The sequence below is a fragment of the Sphingomonas corticis genome, from assembly GCF_012035195.1.
Classification (GTDB): Bacteria; Pseudomonadota; Alphaproteobacteria; order Sphingomonadales; family Sphingomonadaceae; genus Sphingomonas; species Sphingomonas corticis.
The window spans coordinates 185,544-202,580 of the sequence record NZ_JAAVJH010000001.1; the positions used below are offsets into that span (position 1 = coordinate 185,544).

General features: G+C 68.8%; 14 protein-coding genes, 1 tRNA gene and 2 pseudogenes. 8 read left to right on the forward strand and 9 right to left on the reverse strand.

Annotated elements, in window-relative coordinates; translation table 11 throughout:
- The first annotated feature begins 29 nt into the window (after positions 1-29).
- The 3 genes from HBH26_RS00970 (at position 30) to HBH26_RS00980 (ending at position 1,887) form a co-directional block, all read left to right on the forward strand.
- A complete protein-coding gene (locus HBH26_RS00970) occupies positions 30-1,109 on the forward strand; it encodes a 1,9-bis(guanidino)-5-aza-nonane synthase (RefSeq protein ID WP_168132688.1) in 1,080 nt (359 codons plus the stop codon).
- Between the two features lie 168 nt (positions 1,110-1,277).
- On the forward strand, positions 1,278-1,709 hold the full coding sequence (locus tag HBH26_RS00975) for an MAPEG family protein (protein WP_168133037.1): 432 nt from the start codon (positions 1,278-1,280) through the stop codon (positions 1,707-1,709).
- Positions 1,702-1,887 carry a hypothetical protein gene (locus tag HBH26_RS00980; RefSeq protein WP_168132689.1) on the forward strand — a complete coding sequence of 62 codons (186 nt, stop codon included), beginning with the start codon at positions 1,702-1,704 and terminating at the stop codon, positions 1,885-1,887. The genes HBH26_RS00975 and HBH26_RS00980 overlap by 8 nt, the downstream gene beginning before the upstream one ends.
- A gap of 3 nt (positions 1,888-1,890) precedes the next feature.
- On the opposite strand, the gene HBH26_RS00985 is transcribed toward HBH26_RS00980, so the two are convergent.
- A complete protein-coding gene (locus HBH26_RS00985; RefSeq protein ID WP_168132690.1) occupies positions 1,891-2,664 on the reverse strand; it encodes a metallophosphoesterase family protein in 774 nt (257 codons plus the stop codon).
- A gap of 101 nt (positions 2,665-2,765) precedes the next feature.
- Between HBH26_RS00985 and HBH26_RS00990 the strand changes: the two genes are divergently transcribed.
- From HBH26_RS00990 to HBH26_RS21280, 4 genes and pseudogenes are all read left to right on the forward strand, one after another.
- A tRNA-Gly gene (locus HBH26_RS00990) sits at positions 2,766-2,839 on the forward strand.
- Positions 2,840-3,156: 317 nt separating this feature from the next.
- A complete protein-coding gene (gene acnA / locus HBH26_RS00995) occupies positions 3,157-5,844 on the forward strand; it encodes an aconitate hydratase AcnA (protein WP_168132691.1) in 2,688 nt (895 codons plus the stop codon).
- 386 nt (positions 5,845-6,230) lie between these two features.
- Positions 6,231-6,602: pseudogene (locus HBH26_RS21275) on the forward strand (trypsin-like serine protease); the annotation flags it as partial.
- Positions 6,603-7,109: 507 nt separating this feature from the next.
- A pseudogene (locus HBH26_RS21280) lies at positions 7,110-7,217 on the forward strand (PEPxxWA-CTERM sorting domain-containing protein); the annotation flags it as partial.
- Positions 7,218-7,277: 60 nt separating this feature from the next.
- Here HBH26_RS21280 and HBH26_RS01005 read toward each other — a convergent pair.
- The 4 genes from HBH26_RS01005 to HBH26_RS01020 all read right to left on the reverse strand — a co-directional run bounded on the left by HBH26_RS01005 (position 7,278) and on the right by HBH26_RS01020 (position 10,201).
- Positions 7,278-8,666, reverse strand: a complete 1,389-nt coding sequence (locus HBH26_RS01005; protein WP_168132692.1) for an amino acid permease — start codon at positions 8,664-8,666, stop codon at positions 7,278-7,280.
- A gap of 73 nt (positions 8,667-8,739) precedes the next feature.
- Positions 8,740-9,162, reverse strand: a complete 423-nt coding sequence (locus HBH26_RS01010; protein WP_168132693.1) for a DUF1178 family protein — start codon at positions 9,160-9,162, stop codon at positions 8,740-8,742.
- Positions 9,159-9,416, reverse strand: a complete 258-nt coding sequence (grxC, locus tag HBH26_RS01015) for a glutaredoxin 3 (protein ID WP_168132694.1) — start codon at positions 9,414-9,416, stop codon at positions 9,159-9,161. Before grxC ends, HBH26_RS01010 begins: the two co-directional genes overlap by 4 nt.
- A 32-nt stretch (positions 9,417-9,448) precedes the next feature.
- Positions 9,449-10,201 (reverse strand): ComF family protein, encoded by a 753-nt coding sequence (locus tag HBH26_RS01020; protein WP_168132695.1) that lies wholly within the window; start codon positions 10,199-10,201, stop codon positions 9,449-9,451.
- A 57-nt stretch (positions 10,202-10,258) separates the two neighbouring features.
- Here HBH26_RS01020 and HBH26_RS01025 point away from each other — a divergent pair, with 57 nt between their 5' ends.
- Positions 10,259-11,104 carry a class I SAM-dependent methyltransferase gene (locus tag HBH26_RS01025; protein ID WP_168132696.1) on the forward strand — a complete coding sequence of 282 codons (846 nt, stop codon included), beginning with the start codon at positions 10,259-10,261 and terminating at the stop codon, positions 11,102-11,104.
- Here the strand turns inward: HBH26_RS01025 and HBH26_RS01030 are convergent.
- From HBH26_RS01030 to HBH26_RS01045, 4 genes are all read right to left on the reverse strand, one after another.
- Positions 11,101-11,490, reverse strand: a complete 390-nt coding sequence (locus HBH26_RS01030) for a response regulator (protein ID WP_168132697.1) — start codon at positions 11,488-11,490, stop codon at positions 11,101-11,103. The genes HBH26_RS01025 and HBH26_RS01030 overlap by 4 nt on opposite strands.
- 66 nt (positions 11,491-11,556) lie before the next feature.
- The gene (locus HBH26_RS01035; protein ID WP_168132698.1) at positions 11,557-13,824 is read right to left on the reverse strand and encodes an ATP-binding protein; all 2,268 of its coding nucleotides are present in this window, start codon (positions 13,822-13,824) and stop codon (positions 11,557-11,559) included.
- A gap of 122 nt (positions 13,825-13,946) precedes the next feature.
- Positions 13,947-15,221: an EAL domain-containing protein gene (locus HBH26_RS01040; protein ID WP_209308249.1), complete on the reverse strand. Its 1,275-nt coding sequence runs from the start codon at positions 15,219-15,221 to the stop codon at positions 13,947-13,949.
- A gap of 336 nt (positions 15,222-15,557) precedes the next feature.
- A complete protein-coding gene (locus HBH26_RS01045; protein WP_168132699.1) occupies positions 15,558-17,027 on the reverse strand; it encodes a flavin-containing monooxygenase in 1,470 nt (489 codons plus the stop codon).
- Positions 17,028-17,037: the final 10 nt, after the last annotated feature.

A 17,037-nucleotide genomic window follows, 5' to 3' on the forward strand; every position in this document is an offset into this window, starting at 1 on the left:
GACGTGTGCCAATCATGTGGAAGCCACCCATGACCGACACCCTCCTGAAGACCGCGGCCGCCAACGGCCCGATCAACGACACCCGCAAGGCCGAGCTGCTGTCGAAGCAGGTCAAGCACATCGACATCAAGAGCTTCGACGCGCGCCCGATCGTCGACGCGATGAGCGACATGAGCTTCACCAGCCGCGACCTCGGCCGCGCGACGAAGATCTACAACGAGATGCTGGCCGACAAGGACTGCACCGTCGTGCTGGTCATCGCCGGGTCGACTTCCGCCGGCGGCTGCATGGACCTATATGCCGAGCTGGTGCGCAGCAACATGGTGGACGTGATCGTCGCCACCGGCGCGACCATCGTCGACATGGATTTCTTCGAAGGCCTGGGCCACAAGCACTATCAGGCGCTGGAAATCCCCGACGACGACACGCTGCGCTCGCTCTACATCGACCGCATCTACGACACGTACATCGACGAGGAGGCGTTGCAGAACGTCGACCACACGATCTTCGAGATCGCCGAGTCGCTGGAGCCCAAGGCCTATTCCTCGCGCGCCTTCATCCGGGAGATGGGCAAGTATCTCGTCGAGCACGGCAAGAAGGAGAACAGCCTCGTCAAGCTCGCCTACGAGCATGACGTGCCGATCTTCTGCCCGGCGTTCGTCGACAGCTCCGCCGGCTTCGGCCTCGTCAAGCATCAGGTCGATGCCGCGAAGGAGGGCCGCCCGTATCTGATGATCGATGCGGTGGCGGACTTCCGCGAACTCACGCAGATCAAGATCGAGGCGGGCACCACCGGCCTGCTGATGATCGGCGGCGGCGTGCCGAAGAACTTCATCCAGGACACCGTCGTCTGCGCCGAGATCCTGGGCCACGAGGACGTGGCGGTGCACAAATATGCGGTGCAGATCACCGTCGCCGACGTGCGCGACGGCGCCTGCTCCTCCTCCACCCTCCAGGAGGCGGCGAGCTGGGGCAAGGTGAACACGGGCATCGAGCAGATGGTCTTCGCCGAGGCCGGTTCAGTGATGCCGCTCCTCGCCTCCGACGCATATCATCGCGGCCACTGGAAGGATCGTGCGGTCCGCGCCTGGGCGAAGCTGTTTGCCTGAGCGGCACGCGGACAGCGATGCTGTTCGCGAGACCGCGACAGGCCGGTCGGCGCGAGCCGAAGGCATCGCGTCCGACGTCACGGGACTTGCTCCCGTGACGGCCTTTGTTGCTCTCGCGGTTCACATCATGCAGCCTCCTCCGCTCACCCGGGGGAGGCTGTTTCGATGATGGACCATGCAATCCTGCGCCCGGTCGTCGCGCTGGCGGCGTGGACGCTCGTGATGTTCACGTGGATGATCGCCACCCGCCTGCCCGCGATGCGCGCCGCCGGCATCGACATGGGCAAGCTGGTCGGTACCAAGGGCGCCGACGCGGACCGCGCGCTGCCCGCGTCGGCGCAGTGGAAGGCGCACAATTACAATCACCTGTTGGAGCAGCCGACGCTGTTCTACGCCATCTGCCTGGTCATCGCGCTGACCGGCACCGGTGGCGCGATCAATGTCGGGCTTGCTTGGGCCTACGTGACCCTTCGGATCGCACATTCGCTGGTGCAGGCGACGGTGAACCGCGTTAAGCCGCGCTTCGTGCTGTTCCTGATTTCTACCCTCTGCCTCGTCGCGCTCACCCTCCACGCGGCCATGGCGGTGTTCCGTGGCTAAGGGCGAGGGGTTCGAGCGGCATCGCCAGCCGTGGAAGCCGGACGAGGTGCAGAAGCTGCATCAGCTGGCGAAAAAGGGCATGGCGCTGAAGGCGATCGCCAAGGCGCTGACCCGCAGCGAGGAATCGGTGAAGGATCGCGCCAAGGCCGACGGTCTGTCGATCGCCAAGCTGCGCTAGCGCCTATCGTGCCTCCGTCGTCTCGCTGATCGGCTTCGTCGGCTCGGGCGACAGCGTGCGCACCAGCGTCTCGAAGCGGCCGTCGGCGATGCGGATTTCGTTGAACGAGGGGGGCGTGGCGCGGGTGCGATGCGACAGCGTGCCCGCGCCGATCAGCCGAATCGTCCAGTTGCTGCGCTCCACCGGCACGTCGAAGGGGTCGTGGACGTGGCCCGACAGCACGGCGTGCGCCCCCGCCCCGGCCAGCGCGGCGAGCGCGATGTCGCCGCGCCGCGTCTTCGCCGTTCCCTTCGTCCCCCCTTCGATCAGCGGATGGTGCCCGGCGACGAAGATCAGATTGCCCTTGGGCGCCTGCTCGATCAGCGCCAGCGCGCGGCGCAGCGACCCCGTGCTCACCCGCCCCTTCGACCAGTTCCAGCGCCATTGCGCGCGCGCGGTCGTCTTCAGCGGCACGACCGTGACGCCTGCGATCTCCAGCGGGCGCTCGATCATCTTCTCCACCGCGGCATAGCGCGAATAGGGCGCGAAGAAGCGCCGGATCGGATCCCAGTAATAGGGCAGGTCATGGTTCCCCACCTCCACCGTCACCGGTACGCCCAGCGACTTCAGCCAGGCGCCCCCGGCCTCGAACTCCTTCGTGGTGGCGCGCATGGTCAGGTCGCCTGTCATGATGACGGCGTCGGGCCGGTCGTGCGCGACGCACTCGCTGAACCAGGCGATAGCGGCGGGATCCTCCGCACCGAAGTGGACGTCGCTGACGTGGAAGAGCTTGGTCATTCGGCCTCGTGATGCAGCAAGCGGGCTGAACGCGCCACCGCCGATTGGGATGCCCGCTTGACCGCTCGCCCGTCGCTATGGCAAGCGCCGACGCGCACCGTGCGGGTGTAGCTCAATGGTAGAGCAGAAGCTTCCCAAGCTTACGACGAGGGTTCGATTCCCTTCACCCGCTCCACCGTGCGGCAGATGGTGAGCCCTCGTTGGTTCGATAGCGCTTTCGCTCAGCCGGGCCGTGCTTCAGGGTTCGACCTCCTTCACCCGCTCCACGGCCTCGCCTTCCATCGGCATCGCTGCGGCCGGCCCGCAGGTCGACGGGTCGGCCCTTCCCGTCGCGCACAAACCCGCGCTTTCGGTGCCGCGTAGGCCATCACCGCCCTTCCCCTGCCCGCCCCCCCTTGCTATCGGCGCCACCAAACCCCGCCGTCGGCGCCCGCGCGGTCCCTGCCGCCTCCCCGTCCGCCTTCGGCTGCGAGAGAAGGAATCAGGACAGCCATGACCGCGATCGGCCAGGACACGCTGAAGGCCCGCAAGACGCTCCAGGCCGGCGGCAAGAGCTACGATTACTACGCGCTCGACGTCGCCGCCGCCAAGTACGGCGACATCAGCCGGCTGCCCTTCTCGATGAAGGTGCTGCTGGAGAACATGCTCCGCTTCGAGGACGGCAAGACCGTCACGCCCGACGACGTTCAGGCGATCGTCGACTGGCAGAAGGAGCGTCGCTCCGACCGCGAGATCCAGTATCGTCCGGCGCGCGTGCTGATGCAGGACTTCACCGGCGTGCCCTGCGTGGTCGACCTCGCGGCCATGCGCGATGCGATCACGAAGCTGGGCGGCGACGCGGCGAAGATCAATCCGCAGGTTCCCGTCCACCTCGTCATCGATCACTCCGTGATGGTGGACGAGTTCGGCACGCCCAAGGCGTTCGAGGACAACGTGGACCTCGAGTATCAGCGCAACGGCGAGCGCTACGAATTCCTGAAGTGGGGATCGAAGGCGCTCGACAATTTCAAGGTCGTGCCGCCCGGCACCGGCATCTGCCACCAGGTGAACCTGGAATATGTCAGCCAGGCGATCTGGTCCTCGCAGGCGACCGGCGACCACGCGACCGCCGGCGCCGCGATCGCTTACCCCGACACGCTGGTCGGCACTGACAGCCACACGACGATGGTTAACGGCCTGGGCGTGCTCGGCTGGGGCGTGGGCGGGATCGAGGCGGAGGCGGCGATGCTGGGGCAGCCCGTGTCGATGCTGATTCCCGAAGTGGTCGGTTTCAAGCTGACCGGCGCGCTGAAGGAAGGCATCACCGCCACCGACCTGGTGCTGACGGTCACGCAGATGCTGCGCAAGAAGGGCGTCGTCGGCCGCTTCGTCGAATTCTACGGCCCCGGGCTGGACCAGATGACGCTGGCCGACCGCGCGACCATCGCCAACATGGCGCCCGAATATGGCGCGACCTGCGGCTTCTTCCCGGTGGACGACAAGACGATCGAGTACATGCGCCTCACCGCGCGCCCGGCGGAGACGATCGCGCTGACCGAGGCCTATGCGAAGGCCAACGGCTTCTGGCGTGACGCGAACTCGCCCGATCCGCTGTTCACCGACACGCTGGAGCTGGACATGGCGACGGTCGTGCCCTCGCTCGCCGGGCCGAAGCGGCCGCAGGACAAGGTGTCGCTCGACAGCGTGGACGAGGTGTTCAACGGCGACCTGTCGAAGGTCTACAACAAGGAGCGCCCCGCGCGCGTCGAGGTGACCGGGCGCGGGCACGACATCGGCGACGGCGACGTCGTGATCGCCGCGATCACCAGCTGCACGAACACCTCCAACCCCTCGGTCCTGGTCGCCGCGGGGCTGGTCGCCCGCAAGGCGCGCGAGAAGGGGCTCGCGCCCAAGCCGTGGGTGAAGACGTCGCTGGCGCCGGGATCGCAGGTCGTCACCGACTATCTCGACAAGGCCGGGCTCACCGCGGATCTCGACGCGATCGGCTTCAACCTGGTCGGCTACGGCTGCACCACCTGCATCGGCAATTCCGGCCCGCTGCCCGGCCCGATCTCCGCGGCGATCAACGAGAACGATCTCGTCGCCGCGTCGGTGCTGTCGGGCAACCGCAATTTCGAGGGCCGCGTGTCGCCCGACGTGCGCGCGAACTTCCTCGCCTCGCCACCGCTGGTGGTCGCCTATGCGCTGAAGGGCACGGTGACCGAGGACATGCTGGAGACGCCGCTGGGCCAGGGCAGTGACGGCGCCGACGTGTTCCTGCGCGACGTGTGGCCGTCGAACCAGGAGGTCGCCGACCTGATGGCGGCCAACATCGACGACGAGATGTTCCGCAGCCGCTACGGCAACGTCTACGCCGGCGACGACAAGTGGCGCGAGATCCAGGTGGAGGGGTCGGACACCTACACTTGGCGCGCCGGGTCGACCTATGTCGCCAACCCGCCCTATTTCGAGGGGCTGGAGATGACGCCCGCGCCGGTGACCGACATCGTCGAGGCGAAGCCGCTGGCGATCCTGGGCGATTCGATCACCACCGACCACATCAGCCCCGCGGGAAGCATCAAGGCGGACAGCCCCGCCGGCGTCTACCTGCAGGAGCATCAGGTCGCGAAGGCGGACTTCAACTCCTACGGCGCGCGCCGCGGCAACCATGACGTCATGATGCGCGGCACCTTCGCCAACATCCGCATCCGCAACGAGATGGTGCCCGGCGTGGAGGGCGGCATGACGAAGTACGCGGGCGAGGTGATGCCGATCTACGACGCGGCAATGCGCCACAAGGCGGACGGCACGCCGCTGGTCGTGATCGCGGGCAAGGAATACGGCACCGGCTCCTCGCGCGACTGGGCGGCGAAGGGCACCAACCTGCTGGGCGTGCGCGCCGTCATCGCCGAGAGCTTCGAGCGCATCCACCGCTCCAACCTGGTCGGCATGGGCGTGCTGCCGCTGCAGTTCGCGGACGGCGTCAGCCGCGAGACGCTGGCGCTGACCGGGGACGAGACCTTCACGATCGGCGACGTGGCGAAGCTGCGTCCGCGCCAGGACGTGACGGTGACGCTGGCGCGGGCCGACGGGTCGTCGGAGACGTTCCAGGCGCGCTGCCGCATCGATACGGTGAACGAGCTGGAGTATTTCCTGAACGGCGGCATCCTGCAGTACGTGCTGCGCAAGCTGGCGGCGTGAGGACGAGGGACGGGGCGCCCGCGCGCCCCGTCATCGCACTGCCCCGGAACGGAACAGGAAGGTCCTAAAAAAAAGTTAACGAAATGAATTGACCTTACCGTCCGCAATCATGACGCTGCCCCCCGACCGAATCCGAGGTCAAAATAACAGAAAACGGGGGTTATCATCGCATGAAGAAGACGCTCCTCCTCGCGGGCGTGATGCTCGCGGCCCTTCCCTCGACGGCATCCGCGCAGAAGGTGCAGTCGGGCACGAAGAACGGCATCAGCTACACCGCCACCAGCAAGATCGTCGGCCAGACCTCCACGGGCACCGTCGCCAGCGGCGGCAGCCCGCTGTACCTGGCGACCAACAAGGCCGGCTACAGCGGCTCGGTCGGCATGCTGATGACCTATTCCAACGGCGCGCAGTTCGTCTGCTCGGGCACGCTGCTCAGCGACCGCAGGTCGGTGCTGACCGCGGGCCATTGCGTCAGCGACGGCGGCGGGCAGAAGGCCGCCAACCTCGTGCGCACGCAGGTGATCTTCGCGGACGACGCCCTCTCGCTGGCAGACACCAGCATCTACTCCTTGCCGGCGGGCACGACGTCGATCGACGTGGCGCGCTACTACGTCAATTCCAAGTACACCGGCGAGGTCATCGACCAGAACGACATCGCCGTCCTGAAGCTGAGCGAGTTCGCGCCGTCGTACGCGCAGTCCTACGGCATCTACACCGATGACCTCGTCAACGGCCAGAAGTTCAACGTCAACGGCTTCGGCACCCGCTCGATCGTGGGCGGCGCGATCGGCACCACCCCGCCGTTCAACGCCGGCGTCGGCCGCCGTCGCCAGGGCGACAACACCTACGATTACGCGTGGGGCGACGCGGCGTTCAACGGCTTCTTCACCGACGTCATCGACGGCGAGAACTTCTTCGGCACCGCGGAGATCTCGAAGTCGTACATCTCGGACTTCGACAACGGCATCGCTGACAACGACACCGGATGCCGCACCGCCGCGGCGGTCGGCGCCGTCGCCGGCTTCGGCTGCAATCTGGGCGTGGGCGTGATGGAAGTGAACATCGCGGGCGGCGATTCGGGCGGTGCGGCCTTCATCAACGGCCTGATCTCGTCGGTGAACTCCTACGGCCTCACGTTCGGCGCGGGCGTGGGCGACTTCCGCTGCGATCCGGCACCGGGCAACTGCCTGAACAACAGCTGGGGCGAGTTCAGCGGTTACGTGCCCACGAACATCCACAAGGACTTCATCAACGGCGCGATCGCCGCGGGCGTGCCCGAGCCGGCCACCTGGGCGCTGATGATCCTGGGCTTCGGTGCGGTCGGCGGCGAGATGCGTCGTCGCCAGGCGAAGGCATCGGTCCGCTTCGCCTGACCGGCGCCGGCAGACCCAGCGAAGGAGGGCGGCGCACCGATGGGTGCGCCGCCCTTTCTCCTATTCCGCATGCACCGCGCGGCGGCGACCGTAGAGGAAATAGACGGCGAGCCCGACCAGGTTCCAGATCAGGAAATACCATTGCGTGCGCTGCGGCAGGCTGAAGAACAGGTAGACGCAGCCGAGCACGCCAATCGTGCCGACCACCGGCGCCAGCGGCGTGCGGAACGTGCGGGGCGCGTCGGGCGCGCGGCGGCGCATCACCATCATGCAGATGCACACCGCCGCGAACGCCGCCAGCGTACCCGCATTGGCCAGTGCCGCGATCGCGTCGATCGGCATCACTCCGGCGATGATCGCCACCAGCGCGGCCGTCGCCAGCGTGATCCGCACCGGCGTGCCCCGCCGCGACACCTTCGCCAGCGCGGCGGGGATCAGGCCGTCGCGCGCCATGACGAAGAAGATGCGGCTCTGCCCGAACAGGAAGCCGAGCAGCACCGTGGGCAGCGCGATCACCGCGCTGGCGGCAAGGAAGGTGGCGAAGCCCGGCCGCCCGATCTCGCGCAGGATCAGCGCCAGCGGCTCGGGACTGTCGGCGAAGCGGGTGAACGACAGGGCACCCACCGCCGCGACCGCGACCAGCATGTAGATCAACACGCAGGCGATCATCGACCCGACGATGCCGATCGCGAGGTCGCGTCCCGGGTTCTTCGTCTCCTCCGCCGCGGTGGAGATGGCGTCGAAGCCGTAGAAGGCGAAGAAGATGATCGCCGCCGCCGCCATGACGCCCCGCTCCACCCCATCCGCCGACATCGACTTGCCGAAGCCGAACGGCATGAACGGCTCCATGTTCGACGACTGGAAGGAAGGCAGCGCGACGGCGACGAAGATCGCCAGTGCCACGATCTTCACGACCACCAGCATCGCGTTCAATGTCGCGCTTTCCTTCGTGCCCAGCATCAGCAGCCCGGCGACGATGGCGATGATGACGACAGCGGGCACGTTCACCAGCCCGCCGAGCGCCGGTCCGTTGGTCAGCGCCAGGGGAAAGCCGAGCGGCGTCAGCAGCGCGGAGGCATAGCCCGACCAGCCGACCGCCACGGTGGAGACCACCAGCGAATATTCGAGGATCAGCGACCAGCCGATCGTCCAGGCGATCACCTCGCCCAGCACGACGTAGCTGTACGTATAGGCGCTTCCCGAGGCCGGGATCATCGTCGCCATTTCCGCATAGGCGAGCGCGGCGCAGGCGCAGATCGTCCCCGCGATGACGAAGGAGAGGATCACCGAGGGGCCGGCACGATCCGCGCCGACGCCGATCAGCGTCAGGATGCCGGTGCCGACGATCGCACCGACGCCCAGTGCGACGAGATGCGGCCACGACAAGGTCCGCGCCAGCGCGGTTCCGCGCTGCTCCACCTCGATCGGCTTGCGTCGCAACAGGTCCATCGTGCCCACCCCTCCATGTCAGTCGAGGGTCGTGTGTAGAACCGTCGGTGGCGGCGGGGAACCCGCGCGGGCGTCAGTTGAGCGTCTCGGGCGGCGCGACCGGCAGCAGCAGCGGCGCGACGGGCACGCCCTCGTCGATCAGCGCCCTCGCCTCCTCCGGCGTCGCCTGCCCGTGGATCGTCGCATGCTCCGCCTCACCCACATGCATCGCGCGCGCCTCGTCGGCGAAGCGACGCCCGACCCAGCGCGATCCTTCCAGTGCCTTGCCCTGCGCCGCCGCCAGTTCGGACAGCAACGCCTTGATCCGCTCCGGCCGTGCCACCGCATTGCCCTTGGGCGCGACATTGGGCGCCATCACCGCCTTCGCCACCTGCGTGTCGCCGCACAGCGGGCAGGCGACCAGTCGCCGCTCGCGCTGTTCGTCATAGGCGCGGGTGGAGGCGAACCACGCCTCGAACACGTGATCGCCGGCGCACTTCAGGTCGAAGACGATCATCCCGCCAGCAGCGGGTCGAGCCTGCCCTCGCGCTCCAGCGCGGCGAGATCGTCGGAGCCGCCGACGTGCCGTCCGTCGATGAAGATCTGCGGCACCGTGGTGCGGCCGCCCGCCCGCTCGATCATCGTCGCACGGGCATTGCGGTCGAGCGTGATGTCGGTCTCCTCCACCTCCACGTTCTTCGAGCCGAGAAGCGCCAGCGCCCGCGAGCAATACGGGCAGAAGGCCTTGGTGTAGATTTCGATGCGCGCCATGCCGACCTAGGTGTGGTCGCACGCGCGGCGTGTCAATCCGCCTCGGCCGAACCGTGGGGACGGGGATCAAGGACGCGGGCCCAGGCGAGGACCAGCACGCTGCGCGCGCCCGCCGCGCGCAGCGCCGCGGCGCAACCGTCGGCGGTGGCGCCGCTGGTGTGGACGTCGTCGATCAGCACCACCCGGCGCCCCGCCACTGCCGCCGCATCGTGGATCGCGAACGCACCGGCCAGCGCGCGCCGCCGCTCGCCACGCGACAGGCCGCGCAGGCTGGGGGTGGCGCGGCACCGCCGCAGGGCGTGGCGATCAACGGCGATGCCCGCCTCGCGCCCCAGCGCCGTGGCGATCAGCGCGGCCTGGTTGTACCCTCGCTGCCATATCCGCCAGCGATGCAGCGGCACCGGTACCAGCAGGTCGGCGTCGGCGGGCAGGTGCCGCCGCATCAATCCCGCGGCGGTGATCGCCAGCCCGGTCCGTCCGCCGTACTTCAGCTTCAGCGCCACCGCCCGCGCCACGTCGCCATAGGCGACAGCGGCGCGCACCCCACCATGCACCGGCGGATCGGACAGGCAATCCTCGCAACGCGCCCCGGCGCCGCGATCATGATCGAACGGCCGGTGGCACGCTGCGCACCACGGCGGTCCGGGGAAGCGCAGTTGCGACCAGCAGCCGGCGCAGAAGCGATGCGGCGCGGTGACGATCGCCGCGCAGGCGGGGCAGCGCGGCGGCAGCACCGCGTCCAGCACTACGCCGGCCACGCGCCCGATCGTCGCACCGCCCCTCATGCCGACCCACCCATAGGGCCTTGTCGCCCGTGGCCCGTCCCGGCACAAGCCGGTGCCATGCAGCCGCCCGACATCTTCGACCGCGCCGCGCGCCGTCGCCAGCGCGATCGCGCCGCGTCGCCGTTCGCGGCGCACGATTTCCTGCGCGCCGCGATGCTGGACGGGCTTGTCGACCGGCTGGGCGCGGTGAAGCGCGACTTCGCCGACGTACTCGACCTCGGATGCTTCAACGGCGGCTTCGCGCCCCCCTCCCCAGCCGCGCGTGTCGCGCGGGTCGACCCGGGCTTCGCCTTCGCGCGCGGCGCGGGCGGGGTCCAGGCGGACGAGGACCGGCTGCCCTTCGCCGACGCGAGCTTCGACCTGGCTGTCGCGGCGGGCACACTCGACCAGGTGGGCGACCTTCCCGGCGCGCTCTCGCTCGTCCGGCGGGTGCTGCGACCCGACGGCCTGTTCCTCGCCGCTTTCCTGGGCGGCGGCACGCTCTCGACGTTGCGCGGCGTGCTGCGCGAGGCGGAACCCGAGCGCGCGGTGGCGCGGGTGCACCCGATGGTCGATGTGCGGTCCGCCGGCGACCTGCTGGTCCGCGCCGGCTTCGCGCTGCCGGTCGCAGACGTGGAGACGCTGACGGTGCGCTACCGCGACTTGTCGCGGCTGCTGGAGGACCTGCGCTTTTCCGCCAACGGCAACGTCCTGGCGGAGCGGCACGCGATTTCGAGCGCGGTGCTGGCGCGCGCGGCGGCGGGCTTCGCGGCTCGGGCCGACGCGGAAGGGCGCACCGCCGAGCGGTTCGACATCGTCTTCCTGACCGGCTGGGCCCCCTCGCCCGACCAGCCGAAGCCCGCGCGGCGGGGCAGTGCCACCACCTCGCTGGCGCAGGCGCTGCGCGCACCGCCGGCGGCTTAGATCAGCTCGTCGTCCTCGTCGCCGGCGAGCAGGCGGCCCATTGCCTCGAACAGCGCATCCATCGCCACCGGCTTGAAGATCACGTCGTCCGCGCCTGCCGCCAGGCAGCGCTCGCGCAGGTCCAGCGCGGTGTCGGCGGTGACGACGATGATCGGCAGCCGCCCCTTCGCATCGCCGCGCGCGCGGATGTGGCCAATGGCGGTCAGCCCGTCCATGCCGGGCATGCGCAGGTCGACCAGCAGCATGTCGAGATCGTCGTTCACGTCGAGCAGGCGCAACCCGTCCTCGGCGCTCTCCGCCTCGACCATGCTTGCCCCGGCCACGTCGAGCATATCCCGCACGACACGCCGATTCATGCGGTCATCCTCGATGAACAGGACCTTCATTCGCTGCTGCCACTCAAGCGCGCCGTGCTGCACGCCCTCCCTATGCCGATGCAGCGCCTTATCACGCTAAGCCGCTTCGGGCACAAGCACTTGGCACGCGCTCTCAACCTGGATCACCAACTGTTTCTTTCCAATGGGTCGCTCGATGATCCTCGCGCGGTCGACCCCCTGCCAGGCGGCGCCCTCCCCCGCCGCGGCGAGCACGATCACCGGCGCGGGCGCGATCGCCTCGGCCAGCCGCTGGAGCGTCGCCACGTCGGTCAGCGCCGCCGCGTCGGCCAGCAGCCGCTCGGGCGCGCACTCACCGGCAATCCGCAGCGCCTCCTCCGCATCGTCGGCGAAGACCACGGGGTCCAGCGCGGCGAAGAGCGTGCGGAACATGGCGCGCTGGATCGGATTGCGCTCGATCACCAGCAGCGCCGGCGGTACCGCCGCGGTTTGTGGGGGGGCCGCGGGGACGAGCGGCAGGTCGAGCGTGAAGAGCGCGCCTTCGCCCGCCTCGCTCTCGACCGTCACGTCACCACCCATGGCCCGCGCCAGGTTGCGGCAGATGGAGAGGCCGAGGCCGGTCCCGCCGAACTGCCGCGTCGTACCGGCGTCGGCCTGCCGGAAGGACTCGAAGACCACCTCGTGCGCCTCGCGCGCGATGCCGATGCCCGTATCGGCGACGGTCAGGCGCAGCCGCCCGTCCCCGCGCTCCAGCGACAGGACGATCCCGCCGGCGGCGGTGAACTTCACCGCGTTGGACAGGAGATTGAAGACGATCTGCCGCAGCCGCGCGGCATCGCCCGTCACCCACGGATCGTCCAGGTCGACGCGGCAGTCGAACGACAGGCCCTTCGCCACGGCCTGGTCGCGCCACATCCGGGCCGCATCCCGCACCGTGGCCACGACGTCGATGTCGCGCGCCTCGATCGTCATCTTGCCGGTCTCGATCTTCGCCACGTCGAGGATGTCGTCGACCAGCGCGCGCATCGTCGTCCCCGCGCCGTGGACCAGCGCCAGCCGCTCGCGCGTGGCGGCGTCGACCGAACGGTCCGCGATCATCACCTGCGTCATGCCCAGGATGCCGTTCAGCGGCGTGCGGATCTCGTGGCTGGTGGTGGCGAGGAACTCGGTCTTCGCCGCCAGCGCCTTCTCCAGCTTGCCGTTGGTCACCTCCAGGTCCGCGTTGGCGGCCCGCACCACGTTGCGGCTGCGCCGGATCGTGACCAGCGCCACGGCGAGCAGGACGATGACCAGCGCGGTGCCCAGTGCCGCACCGACGAAGATCTGCCACTGCGTCCGCGCCGCGGCCCGCTCGAACGCGACGCTCCTCGCCAGGTCGGTCGCCTTCAGCTTGGCGATGCGCAGTTCCTGATTGGTATAGTCGAACCGGGCCGCCGCCAGCGCCGCACTGGTGGACCGCGCGATCTGCGTCGCCTGATCGTCCAGCCGCTTCAGCGCGGCGAGGTGCCGCAACGCCAGCGCCGTGTCGCCGCGGGCGAGGTAGACGCGATAGGCGGTCTCGTGCGCGTCGCGATCAGCGATCACGGTGCGGCCGAAGTCGACGCCGCGGAACCGCTCCTCGATCAGCCGGTACGCCCTATCCACCTCACCGATCCGCAACGCCGCGTCGGCTGCCGACTGGACGAGTTGCGGACGTATCGCGGACGCGGCTGGATCCCTCGCGGCGACAAGGCCCTGACGGATCGCCGCCGTCGCGCCGGGCACGTCGCCCGCTTGCAGCAACGCATTTGCCGTGTTGCCCCAGGACAGCGCGACCACGGGGCTCGATCCCATCGCCCGCGCGATCTCCCGGGCCAGCGCGAAGGCTTTCACCGCCTCATGGGGACGATCCAATTCCCGCAGCGCCAAACCCCGGCCGTTCTGGATCGCGACGGACAGACCAGGGTCGGCGGCATGCGCATCCTGCGCCTGCTGGAGGTACCGCAGCGCCGATCCGTAATCCCGGGCTGCATCGTACAGCATGGCAATCAGGATCAGTGCCTTGGCCCGACTTCGCCCCTGCTTCAGCTTTAAATAGAGCGCGTGCGCCGATTGCAGCGTCGACAGCGCCTCGGTGACGCGTGCCGCATCGGTGAGCGCGCTCCCCTCGGCAAGAAGGATGTCGGCCAGCAGCAATGAACCGGGATCGAACCGGTCAGCAAGCGCGCGGGCCGCCGCGAGCGGGCGCAGCGCGTCTACCGGACGGCCGAGGCGGTTCGTGGCCTCGCCTTGCAGCCACAGCGCAGTGGCACGCCTGATCGACCGTTCGCGCTCGTTCTTCTCACGACCCGCGACGTCGAGTGCCCGCTCTGCCCCCTCTGCGGCCTTGAATGGATCGACGAGCATATCCGAACGAACCTGCGCGACCATCACGTCGAAGTCGCTTGCAGACGCCGTTGCCGGAACTGCCGGCAGGATGGACAGTGCGACCGCGAGAAGCGGCAGACACAAGCGGCGGGTCACGCCGCTCAGGCGCGCTTCCACGCGCTCGCCAGTCGGCTGAAGGACAGGCGGGTCTCCATCGACGCGCGGCGGTTGCCGTCCTCGCGAAGGAAAGCGACCAGCGCGTCGCGCGGTACCGGACGGCTGATGAGGAAACCCTGCACCATGTCGCAGCCCATCACCGTCAGCAGCGCCAGCGCGGCATGGGTCTCGACCCCCTCGGCCACCACCTCCATGTCGAGCGCATGCGCGAGGTCGATGGTCGAACGGACGATCAGCGGGTCCCTGTTCGAGCTGGTCAGCTGCGTGATGAACAGCTTGTCGATCTTCAGCTCGCGCGCGGGCAGTTGCTTCAGATAGGCGAGGCTGGATAGGCCCGCGCCATAATCGTCGATCGCGATGCACACGCCGATATCGGCGAACCGCTGGAGGTTGGCGATGGCGCTCGCGGGATCGCGGATGACCGATGTCTCCGTCACCTCGAAGCCCAGCTTCGCGTCGGTGGCGCCGACGATATCGCACACCCGCGCTGCGAAGAGGGTGTCGCCCAGCAAGCGGCCGGAGATGTTGACGAAGATCCGCAGGTCGTGCCCCATCGCACGCAGCGCCAACTGGTCGGCGATGGCGCGCTCGATGGTCCACAGCGTCAGGCGGTCGATGAGGTCGCCGGCCTCCGCCACCGGGATGAAGTCCCCCGGCGGGATCAGGCCGCGTACCGGGTGCTGCCACCGGATCAGCGCCTCGGCGCTGTCGATCTCCTGCCGGCGGGCATGGACCTTGGGCTGGTAGAAGAGGACGAGCTCGTTCTCGTCGATCGCGCGCGCCAGTTCCGCACCCAGTGCGATCGCGTCGGGCGTGCCCGGCGGATCGCCCGCCGCATTGGCGCCTCGCGCCCGGTCCAGCGCGGCCTCGGCCTGCTCGGCCAGCCGCACCTCGTCCGCCTGCGCGCTGCCGATCGCCGTGCCGAAGCGCAGCACGATCTCGCGCCCGGCGGCAATGCGGCGCAGCCGATCGAGGATGTCGTCGGCCGCCCTTGGCGATGTCCCGCCAAAGTCGAGCTCGATCCGCTCGCGCCCGACGGGGATCATCGTCACGCCGGGAAGGTAGGGAGCCGAGGCATCGACCAGATCCGAAGCGATCCGGCTCGACCCTGCCCGGCCCAGCCGCCGCCGCAATCCGGCGAAATCAGCGACTTCCGCCACCACGTGGAAGCGCCAAGGCAGCGTGCCGACGGTCCGTGTCTCCGACACACGCGCGTCCGCTTCGGCGATGGCGCGGTGGGGGAAATCGGCGCGGGTCATGGGCCTGCGCCTAACCCACCAGGGCTGAAGAATGATTTAAGACCAAGGTCGATCGTTAAGGACGGTTAACGACGTTGAGAGATCGTAAAGAAACAGCTAACCATGGCGCGCGCTCAACGAGGCGCCAACGAGGGAGAAACTCATGCTCGCGTTCATCATCGCGCTGGTCAGCGGGATCCAGGTCAAGCCCTGGTAAGCCACCGGCATCCGGTCCGGTCCGGACGTAAGTCACGCCAATCAGGCGCGACTTGCCCCGGTCCGGACCCAAGCCGCCGCCGCCTCCCGCCTCTTCAAATCCTCATTCCGCGACGTCTCTGATGCGCCGCGACTCGGACGTCAGGCCGCGCGGCGACCCGCCGGCGGGTTCGCGAACTCCATGCTGTCGTCGATCGATCCGAAGCGTAGCGCCATCACGTCCAGCGCGTAGTTCTGGTTAAGCCGCCACGGCTTGCGGTTGCCCTGCTTCGGCAACACCGCCTCGGCCCGCTGGATGTAGCCCGACGTGAAGTCGGCGAACGGTTCCGGCGCCACTCCGCTATCGCCGATCCGCGGCGTCGCCTGCTGCACGCCGCGCCGCTTCATCGTGTTGAGCAGCCGGCAGACATAGGCGGCGACGAGGTCCGCCTTCAGCGTCCACGAGGCGTTGGTGTAACCGAAGGTGAAGGCGAGATTGGGCACGTCGGACAGCATCATGCCCTTGTACTGGATCGCCTGTCCGACGTTCACCGGCACGCCGTCGACCGCGATGCGCGCGCCGCCCATCATCGCCAGCTTCAGCCCCGTGGCGGTGACGATGACGTCCGCGGGAATCTCGCGACCCGATGCGAGCCGGATACCGGCGGGCGTGAACGTCTCGATCGTGTCGGTCACCACCGACGCCGCGCCCGAGCGGAGCGCGGCGAACAGGTCCGCGTCGGGCACCAGGCAGATGCGCTGGTCCCACGGATTGTAGCGCGGCGTGAAATGGGTCGCGACGTCATAGTCGGCGCCCAGCTGCTCGCGCACCATGCCGATCAGCCGCTCCTTCACCCGCTCCGGCCGGCGTCGCGCCATCCGGTAGAAGAACATGCCGAACAGCACGTTCTTCCAGCGTGTGACGCCATAGGCCGCGCGCGCGGGCAGCCGTCGCCGCAGCCAGTTGGCGAAACCGTCCTGCGCCGGGCGGGTGACGACATAGGTGGGCGAGCGCTGGAGCATGGTGACGTGCGCGGCGTGGCGCGCCATTTCGGGCAACAAGGTCACCGCGGTGGCGCCGCTGCCGATGACGACCACCTGCTTGCCCGAATAGTCGAGGTCCTCGGGCCAGAATTGCGGATGGACGATGCGCCCGCTGAAGTCGGCCGATCCCGGGAAGTCCGGCGCATGACCGGCTGCGTAATCGTAATAGCCCGAGCAGACGTAGAGGAAGCCGCACGTCATCTCCACGCGCTCCCCCCCTTCCTTTTCCACCTGCAGCGTCCAGCGCGCGTCGGGCGTGGACCATTCGGCGGAGATCAGCCGGTGGCGGAAACGGATCTTGCGGTCGATCCCCGCCTCGCGCGCGGTGTCCTCAACATAGGCGCGGATCGACGGGCCGTCCGCGATCGCCTTGGCCTGGGTCCAGGGGCGGAAGCTGTAGCCCAGCGTGTGCATGTCCGAATCGGAGCGGATGCCCGGATAGCGGAACAGATCCCACGTCCCGCCGATCGCGTCGCGCGCCTCGAGGATGGCGAAGCTGCGGTCGGGACAGCGCTGTTGCAGGTGCCAGGCGGCACCCACACCGGACAGTCCTGCGCCGACGACGATCACGTCCAGATGCTCGGTCATGCACTTATCC